This is a genomic window from Saprospiraceae bacterium (genome assembly GCA_016717265.1).
In the GTDB taxonomy this organism is placed as follows: Bacteria; Bacteroidota; Bacteroidia; order Chitinophagales; family Saprospiraceae; genus Vicinibacter.
On record JADKFX010000001.1, the window covers coordinates 1,252,501 to 1,265,388 of the forward strand.

The following is a 12,888-nucleotide window of genomic DNA, read 5'->3' on the forward strand; positions in this document are numbered from 1 at the left end:
AGCGGTAGGAGTCCTCTATATGGGGATGACTGCGTGCCTTTTGCATAATGAGCCTACGAGTTGCTCCTCACTAGCAAGTTTAAGCTCCTCAGGAGCGGAGGCGTAGCGAAAGCGAGTCTTAACAGGGCAAATAGCTAGTGGGGGCAGACGCGAAACCGTGTGATCTACCCATGAGCAGGTTGAAGGGGCGATAATCTCGCCCTGGAGGACCGAACTAGTTGACGTTGAAAAGTCTTTGGATGACTTGTGGGTAGGGGTGAAAGGCTAATCAAACTCGGAGATAGCTCGTACTCCCCGAAATGCATTTAGGTGCAGCGTTGGAGTGGAGTGTCACGGAGGTAGAGCTACCGATAGGGCTAGGGGGTTTCACCACCTACCAACCCCTGACGAACTCCGAATGCCGTGACATATATCCAGCAGTGAGGCGGTGGGTGCTAAGGTCCATCGCCGAGAGGGGAACAACCCAGACCATCAGCTAAGGTCCCTAAATATACGTTAAGTTGAATTAAACGAAGTGGAGATGCTATGACAGCTAGGATGTTGGCTTGGAAGCAGCCATTCATTTAAAGAGTGCGTAACAGCTCACTAGTCGAGCGTTTCTGCGCGGAAAATGATCGGGCATCAAACGTATTACCGAAGCTATGGATTGATACCGTAAGGTACCACTGGTAGGGGAGCATTCCAGCGACTGTGAAGCTATATCGTGAGATGTGGTGGAGTTTCTGGAAAAGAAAATGTAGGCATAAGTAACGATTAATACTGCGAAAAACAGTATCGCCGTAAGAATAAGGTTTCCTCGATCTATGCTAATCAGATCAGGGTTAGTCGGGTCCTAAGGTATAGCTGAAAGGCGAAGCCGATGGAAAGCCGGTTAATATTCCGGCACCTATACATATTGCGATGGGGTGACGAAGGAGCGTAAAATCCGCCAACTTACGGAATAGTTGGTTGAAGTGCGTAGGTGTTGATCCGGTAGGCAAATCCGCCGGTGAACTGAAACACGATAGTACACTGATCCTTTCGGGGTGATGTGATAGTGATTCCAAGCATACTTCCAAGAAAAACCTCTAAGCTTCAGATATGTACAGCCCGTACCGCAAACCGACACAGGTATTCGAGGAGAGTATCCTCAGGCGCTCGAGTGAGTCATGGCTAAGGAACTAGGCAAATTAGTCTCGTAACTTCGGGAAAAGAGACCCCCTGAGCAATCAGGGGCGCAGAGAAATGGCCCAGGCGACTGTTTAACAAAAACACAGGACTCTGCAAAATCGAAAGATGACGTATAGGGTCTGACACCTGCCCGGTGCTGGAAGGTTAAGGAAGGAGCTCAGCGCAAGCAAAGGTTCTGACTGAAGCCCCAGTAAACGGCGGCCGTAACTATAACGGTCCTAAGGTAGCGAAATTCCTTGTCGGGTAAGTTCCGACCTGCACGAATGGTGTAACGATCTGGGCACTGTCTCAGCCATGAGCTCGGTGAAATTGAAGTATCGGTGAAGATGCCGGTTACCCGCCACGGGACGAAAAGACCCCGTGCACCTTTACTACAACTTCACATTGTGCTTGAATATAAAATGTGTAGGATAGGTGGGAGACTTTGAAGCGGTCACGCTAGTGATCGTGGAGTCGTCCTTGAAATACCACCCTTTTTATATTTAGGTTCTAACCCTATACCCATAGGGGACAGTGTGTGGTGGGTAGTTTGACTGGGGTGGTCGCCTCCTAAAGAGTAACGGAGGCTTGCAAAGGTGCCCTCAGCATGGTCGGTAATCATGCGAAGAGCGTATTAGTATAAGGGCGCTTGACTGAGAGACGGACAGGTCGACCAGGTACGAAAGTAGGCTAAAGTGATCCGGTGGTTCCGCATGGAAGGGCCATCGCTCAAAGGATAAAAGGTACGCCGGGGATAACAGGCTGATCTCCCCCAAGAGCTCATATCGACGGGGAGGTTTGGCACCTCGATGTCGGTTCGTCACATCCTGGGGCTGGAGAAGGTCCCAAGGGTTCGGCTGTTCGCCGATTAAAGTGGCACGTGAACTGGGTTCAGAACGTCGCAAGACAGTTCGGTCTCTATCTGTGGTGGGCGTTGTAACATTGAAGGGAACTGACTCTAGTACGAGAGGACCGAGTCGGACGTACCGCTAGTGTATCTGTTGTGCCGCCAGGTGCAGCGCAGAGTAGCTATGTACGGACTAGATAAGCGCTGAAAGCATCTAAGCGCGAAGCTATCCTTAAGATGAGTGTTACTGGGGTCGTAGAAGACGACTACGTTGATAGGCTATAGGTGAAATCATAGTAATATGTTCAGCCGAGTAGTACTAATTACCCCTAAACTTCCTTTTTTTTTATCTTCTGCTCTTTTTCTCATCCAACCTTTTTTTTTTAAAAAACCTTAATTCATTTTAAGGCCAATTGACAACGGTCAATTAATTTTGCTATGCTAAATACACTTTTAGTATTCCTAAAGAAATACGAGTCTTGTACTCAAAAGAATTAGGTGGCTATAGCGAGGGGGTTCCACCTCTTCCCATTCCGAACAGAGAAGTTAAGCCCTTCTGCGCCGATGGTACTGGACGCAAATCCGGGAGAGTAGGTCGCTGCCGTTTTTTTTCTAAAAGCCCTGCACGTAAGTGACAGGGCTTTTTTTATTTGCAAAATTTCAATATCAAAAATTCAAATAGAGAAATCTTTCTACTACATTTCTGTAATAACCCTTCGCCCATAATTAAAAAATAAGAGAATAACTAGTCGCCAATCCGGGAGTCCTGCAAAAAGGCAGGATAAAATCCGGTCGCTGCCGCTTTTCCTAACAAAAATTATACATGCAAATTTGCTCATCGTTTCAATTGAGAAATTAGAGTTTTGCAAACTACTATTTCATTTTTCTTATATTTGACTATCAAATTGCCTCCAATGCATCGCACCGATCTCAAATATTTACTCGTATGGTTGGTACCAATATTTGGCTTTGCAGGCTTCTATTTCCAATCCTGGATGTCCCCTGGAAGTTTTTATCTTGCATTTATAGGCATCCCAATTCTAGAATCCTTCCTGCCTGTTGCACATCTTAATTTTAAGGAAAACGATAAAGTCATCAGAGCGCAATCTAAGCTGTTTGATGTGCTGCTTTATCTAAACCTTCCAATCCTTTATGCCCTACTATGCTATTTCGTTTATATTTTGACTACACAGTCAATCCATGTTAGCACCTGGATATTTTTAGTATTAAATATGGGTATTTTAATTGGCGTTATCGGGATCAATGTAGCACACGAATTAGGCCATCGCAAACATTGGTTCGACCAACTCATTGCACAATTATTGTTAACGCCTGCACTCTACATGCATTTTACACAAGAACATAATTATTGGCATCATAAATATGTTTCTACACCAGATGATCCATCGTCAGCTCGTAAAAACGAAACCGTTTATGTATTTTGGATTCGAAGTATTTTTGGCGTTCTAAAAAATGCTTTCAAACTCGAAAATAGACGATTAAAAAGTAAAGGATTTCATTTTTTTCATTGGAGTAATAAGTTATTTATTCAAATTTTAATTCAATCAACGTATTTAATCCTGGTTCTCTACTTTGCAGGTATTACCCCTTTAATTTCAGTTATACTCGCAGCATTCATAGGAATTCTTCTTTTGGAAACTATTAATTATATTGAACATTATGGCCTTGTACGCCACAAGCAAATAAATGGATTATACCAAATCCCAGATAATAGCCATTCCTGGAATTCCGACCATACGCTTGGAAGAATATTCTTGTATGAACTGACTCGCCATGCTCATCATCATGAAAAAGCAGATGTAAAATATCAAAATCTGGATAGTTTGAAAAGGAGTCCGCAATTGCCGTATGGCTACCCTGCTTGTTTATTGATATCATTGATTCCGCCCTTTTGGTTTAAACTAATGAACCCGCGAATTACCAGTACTAAATAATGCTATTGAATCCTGTTTTTATGCTTTGATGAGCTACTCTTTGGAGATGTAAATACATTCAAAATTTACTGTGGTAAGCACTCGAATTCTAACTGTTTGGTAATGAAAATAAAATCTTTGTAAGTCTGCAAACTATTTTTTGTTTTTTTCGTTTATTATCTCGTTAAGAAGCTTGTAATCAACAGCTTATTTTATATAAATTATTTAAATACCTTTGCAAAAAAATTTTAAAAATATGGAGCAAGTAGCAATGCATCTAAAGTATAGAGTGAAAGATATCAGTTTGGCTGATTGGGGACGTAAAGAAATCGAATTGGCAGAAGCAGAAATGCCTGGATTAATGTCATTAAGAGAAGAGTTTGGCAAGACGAAACCTTTACAAGGAGCTAGAATTGCAGGCTGTCTTCACATGACAATTCAAACAGCCGTTTTAATAGAAACCTTAATAGAATTAGGGGCTGAAGTAAGTTGGTCATCTTGTAATATATTTTCAACGCAAGATCACGCGGCCGCAGCAATAGCAGCTAAAAATATTCCTGTATTCGCTTGGAAAGGAATGAATGAAGAAGAATTTAATTGGTGTATCGAGCAAACAATTTTTGCATTTAAAGACGGACAGCCATTAAATATGATTTTAGATGATGGCGGGGACTTGACCAATATGGTTTTAGATCAATATCCTGAGTTAATTTCAGGTATTAAAGGTATTTCAGAAGAAACGACCACAGGAGTTCTTAGGCTCTATGAGAGAATGCGCAATGGAAGTTTGCCTTTGCCATGTATCAATGTGAATGATTCTGTTACAAAATCAAAGTTTGATAATAAATACGGGTGCAAAGAATCTTGTGTGGATGCAATTCGTAGAGCTACGGATATTATGATGGCTGGAAAAGTTGCCGTGGTAGCTGGATATGGGGATGTTGGTAAAGGTTCAGCAGCTTCCTTGCGGGGTGCTGGTTGCAGAGTAATTATTACAGAAATTGATCCAATTTGCGCCTTACAAGCTGCAATGGACGGTTTCCAGGTGATGAAAATGGAAGATGCTGTTAAATTGGCAAATATCATTGTGACTGCAACAGGAAATTGTGATATTCTAACAGAAAAACATTTCCGTAAAATGAAAGATAAAGCAATCGTTTGCAATATTGGCCATTTTGATAATGAAATAGATGTTGCCTGGTTAAATAAAAATTATGGTCAACAAAAAATAGAAATTAAACCGCAGGTAGATAAATACACAATTGACGATAAGGATATTCTGCTCTTAGCAGAAGGTAGACTCGTAAATTTAGGTTGTGCAACCGGTCACCCATCTTTTGTTATGAGCAATTCATTTACCAACCAATGTTTAGCTCAATTGGAATTGTGGCATCATGCAGAGCGATATGAAAATAAGGTTTACACTTTACCAAAAAGTCTGGATGAGAAAGTAGCCAGACTTCACTTAGCTAAAATTGGCGTTGAACTTGAAGAGCTAAATACAAAACAAGCAGATTATATTGGGGTACAAAAAGAAGGTCCTTATAAACCTGAGTATTATAGATATTAATCAAATAGATTTTTTTGTGGAAGGATTTCACCGAACGAATTATTTTAAATGATTTTACAGCAAAGATTTAATAAAATTTTATTAAGTCTTGTTGTTTCATTTAGTCTTTCTGCTACGGCATATTTGCAATCCAAGGTTCAATCCTTTTTAACACCAGCGGATTCCTTTAATTCAAAACGCGCTTGGTTAGCTGGCAGCTTTGGTGCAGCAACGTATACTGGTTTTTCATTTGGACTCTATAATGCGTGGTATAAAAAATCTAAATTAACAACATTCCATTTTTTTAATGATTTTGGTGAATGGAATCATCTCGATAAAGTAGCGCATAGTTATAATAGTTATATTCAAGCATCCAATAGTTTTGATGGCGCAAGGTGGTGTGGATATTCAGAAAAAAATGCGCTGGTTTGGGCCGGTACAATTTCTTTTCTTTTCCAATCCACCCTCGAATTTATGGATGGACTAAGTCCCGATTACGGCTTTAGCTGGGCAGATATGAGCTTTAATTTATTAGGTTCTGGTATGTTTGCAGGACAACAATTGCTATGGCATGATCAAAAATTAAAACTTAAAATATCCGCATTTCCAAAATCTTATCCAACACAACAAATTATAGGTGATTTGGGTACTCAAATTTCAATTAAGGATCGTGTAAAAGATCTTTATGGTGAAAATTATTTTAGTCAATTTTTAAAAGATTATAACGCACAAACATTTTGGCTTTCCTTTAATCCTCGTTTATTGTATCCAAAATTAACTTCGAAATGGCCGCTATTTTTAAATTTGGCTATTGGTTATGGTTCCGATGGATTATACGGAGGTTTTAAAAATGAATGGATAACAAATGGCGAACGATTTCAATTACATTCGATCTCTCGGGTTCATCAATATTATCTTTCTTTAGACCTGGACTTAAAAAAGATTCGCACAAAATACAATTGGCTAAATACAGCTCTTGGAATTTTAAATATAATTAAAATTCCGGCTCCAACTATAGAATTTAATTCAAGAGGTCATATAAAAGGCCACTGGTTGTTCTTCTGAAACAGCGAAAGAAAAGTTTATTGTATGCAAAATGAATGCATTTTTGTTCAATATAAAATATCCCAAGTAAAATTATTTACAGGAATTGGGTTCTGTTAGGATTTAATAACAGGAAAGTTTTAATCCCCAATATAAAGCTAATTTACAGTAGCAAATTTTGATCTAACACATCCATTTCCATCTGTAACGGTGACGCTGTATTTGCCGGGTTTAATGACATCAATTGAATTACCACCGGACCCCGTAGACCAAACAATTTTAAATGGTCCCAAGCCATTAAAGGTTTGGACAGTTAATAGATTGTCCTGGGTATCATGTGTTAATTCAATATAGAAATGAGCACATAATGGACTTTCTTCTTTTTTACAAGTAAATGAACTTATACAAAAGTAAATAAGCATTGCAGAGATTATTTTAATTTTCATAGCCCAGATTTTGAAAGGAAGATTTAAAATTATTCATAAATTTCGGTGCGACTTGATCGCCAATCAAATATAGTGAGTATTTAAATAAAAACAAAATGCAGGAATTACAAAGTTAGGCTACTATCCGTCCTGAAACTTCTCCAAAGCCAATGCGATATTGATCATGTTGTGCAAATCCCTTAATGAGCACGGTATCTCCATCCTGTAAAAAACTACGGGTAGTGCCGTCTTTCATCAATAGAGGTTTTGTGCCTTTCCAGGCAAGTTCCAACATAGATCCAAAAGAATCTGGAGTCGGACCGGAAATCGTGCCAGATGCACAAATATCCCCAATTTGCATATTGCAACCATTACTCGTATGGTGTGCCAACTGTTGAGAAATACTCCAATACAAATACTTCGTATTGGATTTGCAAATCAAATTTTCAAGGCCATCTGATGTAATTAAATAAACTTCAAGTTCTATATTAAAATTAGCTGCTTTTTCGATTTTTAAATAATCCAATAGGGGTACTATAGGCTCAGGTCCTTTAATTCTAAAAGGTTCTAATGCATCCATATCAACAAGCCATGCAGAAACACTGGATGCAAAATTTTTGCCTAAAAAAGGTCCCAGTGGAACATATTCCCATTTTTGAATATCACGGGCAGACCAATCATTAAAAATAAGCAATCCTTGAATATGATCTTCCGCATTTTCAATTGGAATTGGATGCCCCAATTTATTTTCTTTTCCAATTACAAAAGCCATTTCAAGTTCTATATCCAATTGCTTTGTAAGTCCAAAAATGGGTGCTTCCCCTTCCTTTAATTGCATTTGTCCATGCGGTCGTTTGATATCTGTTCCAGAAACTACGATAGACGAAGCGCGACCATGATATCCAACAGGCAAATGCAACCAATTTGGAAGTAGCGCATTTGCTGGATCGCGAAACATGATGCCAACATTCGTCGCATGTTCCCGGCTACTATAAAAATCCGTATAATCACCGGCCTTAACAGGCAAATGAAGTTGGACATTTTCCAAAGGGTATAAATGATTTTGGATATTGGTACGATCAATACTATGATTACTTTCAGAAAATACGTTTGCAAGATCTTTGCGAATTTCTCTAATTGTAGACTTACCTCTTGCCAATAAGGTATTCAAATATTCTGCTCTCAAATCAGATATTTCTAAATCCTGACAATAAATAAAACCATCTGAATACATACCAAATAAATCAATCACCTGATTGCCAATAATCGAACAAACTTTTTTTAATCCATCTTTATAAGTGAAAATTCCTAATGGAAGATTTTGGATTGGAAAATCACAATCAGCTGAATATTGGATCCAGGATTTTAATTGTGGATCTATGATGAGCGGTTTATTCAATTTATTTAGATTCATTTTTTAAAGCACTTTTTCAACAATCTTTCGAATGGAATGACTATCCCCCATAGTATAAAAATGAAGACAAGGTACACCTTGCTTTACAAGTTCCCGACATTGAGCAATACACCATTCAATACCTATTTCTTTTACCGCCAAATCAGTTTGCGCTTTTTGAATTTCTTTTACTAGTTCTTCTGGTATATTGATGTAAAAATGTCTTGGTATGGAAGCTAACTGATATCTTTTTGTCAGGGGCTTAATACCAGGAATTATAGGCACATGAATTCCTTCTTTTCTGCATTGATGGACATATTCAAAATACTTATTATTATCAAAAAACATTTGTGTGACGATGTAATCAGCACCAGCTTCCATCTTTTTGCGCGTAAACTTTAAATCGGATTTCATATTGGGCGCTTCAAAATGCTTTTCAGGATATCCAGCCATTCCCACACAAAAATCTGTCCGGCTACCATTTTCTATCGAAGGGTCTAAGTACACTCCTTGATTCATTCTGCCGATTTGTTGCACAAGGTCTAATGCATATTCATTACCTCCTGGTTCAGCAATGAATTTTTCATCAAATTTTCGGGCATCTCCGCGCAAAGCCAATACATTTTTTATATTTAGAAAATGAAGTTCGATTAAAGCATTTTCAGTGTCTTCCTTGGTAAAACCTCCGCAAATTAAATGAGGAACCGCTTCGACTCCGTAATGATGCATAATCGCAGAACAAATTCCAACGGTACCTGGCCGCTTACGGATTGCTATTTTCTGGTAATATCCACTTGGCTGTATATTATATAAAAACTCCTCTCTGTGATAGGTTACATCCACAAATGGTGGTTTAAATTCCATTAATGGATCCAAACTTTGAAAAATAGCATTGATACTCCCACCTTTTAATGGGGGTAATACTTCAAAGGATATGAGGGTTTTCCCCTGGGTCTGTTGGAGGTGGTCAGTGACTTTCATTCAAAACGATGATGATTGCAAAAATAACAAATAATGGACATTTACTTCAAATAAGTATTTAAGATGTAAATGCCTATTTTTCAATTGCTTGACTAAGATTATTTGAAGTATCTTTCGATCCAGATAAAGTGTGATGCCCAGAGGAATGAAATGGCTGATTTAACTGCAAATTGAATTCATCCTAGATTTCAAAATTTGCTTAAAAAAGCTTTACAATAATTTAATCATGAGTTAACTATTCATCTCAGATTTCGTATAGTGAATTATATTTGTTGTTGTCAATATGTATTTAGAATACCTTTATTTCAGTCTGATTTCATTTTTAGAGCATTTTTTAACCGCATCCTTAATATTTTTTGATTATGCAAAAAGCAATCTTTAGGTTCCTGTTTCTAATCCTTTCTTTAAATGTAATAGCCCAGGATGATTTTTATAAAATAGATAAAGTTCAGGAAATTAAAATTGTATTCGGATATAATGACTGGGATTATCGATTGGATACTGCGAAAGCTGGGAAAGAAAATTATATCATTGCAGCCTATTGCACTGTGAATGGTGTCCGATTTGATAGTGTCGGCGTAAAATATAAAGGGAATAGTTCATATCGTGCTTCAAATGTTAAAAATCCATTGCATATTAAATTGGATTTTGTCAAAAACCAGGACTATAATAAAATTACAAGTATAAAACTTGGAAATAATTTTGCCGATCCATCTGCAGTCAGAGAAGTTTTATCTTATAAAATTTTATCAAATTATATGGATTGCTCGCGCGCGAATAATGCAATCGTTTATATTAATGGAAGCAAGATAGGATTGTATACGAATGTTGAATCTGTAAATAAGAAATTCTGCAGTGATCATTTTGGTTCATCAGATCATGTTTTTGTAAAAGGAAATCCAGATCGTCCGGGCACAAATTCTACTAGCAATCTTAAATTTATAAGTTATGATAGTACGAAGTATTATACTTATTATGGTATGGAAAATACCTATGGATGGTGGAAATTGATTGCGCTTATAGACAGCTTGAGAACAAAGCCAGATGCAATTCCAAAGATGGTGGATGTGGATCGGAGTCTTTGGATGCATGCTTATAATAATGTATTGGATAATTATGATAGTTACACGGGTTCGTTTTCACAAAATTATTATTTATATGAAGATAATTATGGTAGATTCTTACCTATTGTTTGGGATTTAAATATGTCTTTTGGTGCTTTTCCTGGGATTTCTGGAGGTGCCACATTAGATAAAATTCCAATCTTATATCAGTCCACAAATTTAGACAGACCACTTATTTCAAGTTTATTGAATAATGCCACTTATAAGAGAATGTATCTCGCACATTTAAAAACAATAGCGGAAGAAAATTTTGTGAATAATCAATATGAAACAGATGCAAAGGAGATGCAAAAAATCGTGGATACTTTAGTTAAAAATGATCTTAATAGTTTAACAACTTATGCTGCTTTTCAAACCTCTTTAACAGCAGCTATTTCTGGTGGCGGTGGAGGTTCTACACCAGGTATAGTAACTTTAATGAAAGCACGTTTAGCGTTTTTTAATACAACCAATGAATATAAAGCAGTTTCGCCGAATATCGGTAATTATGTTTTATTTCCGGAAAAGCCCAGTGTTAACGATAGTGTTTGGGTTCAAGTTTCAATTTCAAATAGTAATTCTGCATTTGTCGGATATCGTAAGAATAAATATGCAATATTTGAGAAAAGAATTTTATTTGATGATGGAAATCATCATGATAATTTAGCAGGTGATGGAATCTTTGGTGCCTATATTATTGCCGACACCCGGAAAACTCAATTTTATATATATGCAGAAAATAATAATGCCGGTTTGTTTTCACCACGCCGCGCAGAATTTGAATATCATGTGATTGAAGCAAGTGATTTGATTGCAGATATTCAAGCTGGCGAATTGGTATTGAATGAATTTATGAGTTCTAATCAGTCGACTGTGAAAGATCCAAGCGATGATAAATATGAAGATTGGTTGGAAATCTATAATAACAGCAACAGAACCTTGGATTTAAGCGGACTGAATTTAACAGATGATATTCATAATATTCAAAAGTATGAATTTCCAGCGGGTATTACCTTAGCATCTAAAAATAGAATGATGCTTTGGTTGGATGAAGATAGTAAGACACCCACAGAACTTCATGCTAATTTTAAGCTTTCTGCATCCGGAGAAACTTTAATACTTTCTAGACAAGATGGGCTGGTTTTGGATAGTTTAACGTTTGGGGCAATTCCAACAGACAAGGCTATGGAGCGCTGTCCAGATGGTACAGGATCATTTAAAATTACAGCAAAGCCAACTTATAATTTACCAAATTGCGGGATCGTACAGAATACAGATGTGGTATTACAATCTCATTTTAAACTAAATCCAAATCCGGCAAGAAATTTTGTTGAACTGATATCAGAGGTTCATTCAGAAATACAAAATATTAAAATTATAAATCAATTGGGTAGTATCGTGATGAAAAATCAGAATGCAATCATGAATATATCCAACTTGCAAAATGGTTTGTATTTTGTCCTAGTTCAGGATGGAACGAATACAACGCATATATTAAAACTGTTAAAACAATAATTTGAAAATTTTATTTAGAACTATCCATTTACGGGAATCATAAAGGTTTGCTATTTTTTATTTTAAATAAGTGCAAATCCGATTTTTTTTTGAAAAATAGTTTAATTAAATTGGGAGCATGGGATTTACATTTTCAACGACCAATATAGATTGCGCTGTTAAATTGCAAAAAAAGATTGTTGTTACAAATAGCGTAGCTTATTTTTTCTCTGGCTCTTTCTTTTTCTTCTTTTTAAAGTCACCTCTTTTTAAAGCTTTAAAAAATTCAATCCAGGCGATAGGACTAAATATCAATTGCGGTTTAATTTGTCCATCATAATAGGCTTTTTGCGCTTCTTGAGCAAAATACAAGCTTACCGCTGATCGGCCATCGGAAGGCACACCAGGAGCAATTCTAGCCAACACATCTGCTGCCAGATTTTCATTAGCAATTTCATTCATTTTATTGCGAACGTCCATTTGTAAAAACTCCTGTTTGAAATGTTCTTTAGAGGGTATGGGGTAGACGATAGCACGCTCCAGTGTAAAGGTGTCTTGCTGTAAAGTAAGTTCGATAAAATAATTTTCAGAAGGCAGCTGAATAGGTATTGCATGGTACTTTAATTTGTATCCAAGTGCATTGATAAGAACCGTATCCCCGGTTTGGCTAGCCATGGAGAAAAAACCATTTTCATCTGAAAAACTACCGCGATGTGTTCTTAAAATGCGGATACCGGCATAAGGGACAGGTGTTTTTATTCCTTTGGATTCTGAGTATACAAAACCGGAGAATTGAATCATTGTTTTTTCCTGTGCATTTACCAAAGACACTATACACAGAGCGTAAAAGATCCATAAGATTCGTACCAGACTATTCAGATTTTGACGATTAGTTAATTTCACTATTGTTTAACGATAAGCGAAGATAAATGAATACCTATTTATAATTTAATTATTAAATCTTCCAAA

The 12,888-nt window shown here is 37.2% G+C and carries 8 protein-coding genes and 2 rRNA genes (1 of these 10 only partly in view); 6 read left to right on the forward strand and 4 right to left on the reverse strand.

The window, feature by feature from the left end:
• The 5 genes from IPO86_04895 to IPO86_04915 form a co-directional block, all read left to right on the forward strand.
• Positions 1 to 2,339: ribosomal RNA gene (locus IPO86_04895) — 23S ribosomal RNA — on the forward strand (it extends 545 nt beyond the left edge of the window).
• Between the two features lie 151 nt (positions 2,340 to 2,490).
• Positions 2,491 to 2,603 (forward strand): 5S ribosomal RNA (rrf, locus tag IPO86_04900).
• A gap of 307 nt (positions 2,604 to 2,910) precedes the next feature.
• Complete coding sequence (locus IPO86_04905) at positions 2,911 to 3,951, forward strand: alkane 1-monooxygenase (GenBank protein MBK9727440.1); 1,041 nt, start codon at positions 2,911 to 2,913, stop codon at positions 3,949 to 3,951.
• 235 nt (positions 3,952 to 4,186) lie between these two features.
• Positions 4,187 to 5,500, forward strand: a complete 1,314-nt coding sequence (locus IPO86_04910; protein MBK9727441.1) for an adenosylhomocysteinase — start codon at positions 4,187 to 4,189, stop codon at positions 5,498 to 5,500.
• A 48-nt stretch (positions 5,501 to 5,548) separates the two neighbouring features.
• A complete protein-coding gene (locus tag IPO86_04915; protein ID MBK9727442.1) occupies positions 5,549 to 6,544 on the forward strand; it encodes a DUF2279 domain-containing protein in 996 nt (331 codons plus the stop codon).
• A gap of 137 nt (positions 6,545 to 6,681) precedes the next feature.
• On the opposite strand, the gene IPO86_04920 is transcribed toward IPO86_04915, so the two are convergent.
• The 3 genes from IPO86_04920 to metF form a co-directional block, all read right to left on the reverse strand.
• Complete coding sequence (locus IPO86_04920; GenBank protein ID MBK9727443.1) at positions 6,682 to 6,969, reverse strand: hypothetical protein; 288 nt, start codon at positions 6,967 to 6,969, stop codon at positions 6,682 to 6,684.
• 112 nt (positions 6,970 to 7,081) lie between these two features.
• Positions 7,082 to 8,362 carry a fumarylacetoacetase gene (gene fahA, locus IPO86_04925; protein MBK9727444.1) on the reverse strand — a complete coding sequence of 427 codons (1,281 nt, stop codon included), beginning with the start codon at positions 8,360 to 8,362 and terminating at the stop codon, positions 7,082 to 7,084.
• 3 nt (positions 8,363 to 8,365) lie between these two features.
• Positions 8,366 to 9,322, reverse strand: coding sequence for a methylenetetrahydrofolate reductase [NAD(P)H] (gene metF, locus IPO86_04930; GenBank protein MBK9727445.1), 957 nt, complete (start codon positions 9,320 to 9,322; stop codon positions 8,366 to 8,368).
• A 362-nt stretch (positions 9,323 to 9,684) separates the two neighbouring features.
• On the opposite strand from metF, the gene IPO86_04935 reads away from it, so the two are divergent.
• Positions 9,685 to 11,940 carry a CotH kinase family protein gene (locus IPO86_04935; protein MBK9727446.1) on the forward strand — a complete coding sequence of 752 codons (2,256 nt, stop codon included), beginning with the start codon at positions 9,685 to 9,687 and terminating at the stop codon, positions 11,938 to 11,940.
• A 198-nt stretch (positions 11,941 to 12,138) separates the two neighbouring features.
• On the opposite strand, the gene IPO86_04940 is transcribed toward IPO86_04935, so the two are convergent.
• The gene (locus tag IPO86_04940) at positions 12,139 to 12,720 is read right to left on the reverse strand and encodes a carboxypeptidase-like regulatory domain-containing protein (GenBank protein MBK9727447.1); all 582 of its coding nucleotides are present in this window, start codon (positions 12,718 to 12,720) and stop codon (positions 12,139 to 12,141) included.
• Between the last annotated feature and the right edge of the window lie 168 nt (positions 12,721 to 12,888).

Bases quoted from the DNA above. Each gene is read 5' to 3' on its own strand.
- IPO86_04905 (MBK9727440.1), top strand. From the start codon at position 2,911: ATGCATCGCACCGATCTCAAATATTTACTCGTATGGTTGGTACCAATA.
- IPO86_04910 (MBK9727441.1), top strand. From the start codon at position 4,187: ATGGAGCAAGTAGCAATGCATCTAAAGTATAGAGTGAAAGATATCAGT.
- IPO86_04915 (MBK9727442.1), top strand. From the start codon at position 5,549: ATGATTTTACAGCAAAGATTTAATAAAATTTTATTAAGTCTTGTTGTT.
- IPO86_04920 (MBK9727443.1), bottom strand. From the start codon at position 6,969: ATGAAAATTAAAATAATCTCTGCAATGCTTATTTACTTTTGTATAAGT.
- fahA (MBK9727444.1), bottom strand. From the start codon at position 8,362: ATGAATCTAAATAAATTGAATAAACCGCTCATCATAGATCCACAATTA.
- metF (MBK9727445.1), bottom strand. From the start codon at position 9,322: ATGAAAGTCACTGACCACCTCCAACAGACCCAGGGGAAAACCCTCATA.
- IPO86_04935 (MBK9727446.1), top strand. From the start codon at position 9,685: ATGCAAAAAGCAATCTTTAGGTTCCTGTTTCTAATCCTTTCTTTAAAT.
- IPO86_04940 (MBK9727447.1), bottom strand. From the start codon at position 12,720: ATGATTCAATTCTCCGGTTTTGTATACTCAGAATCCAAAGGAATAAAA.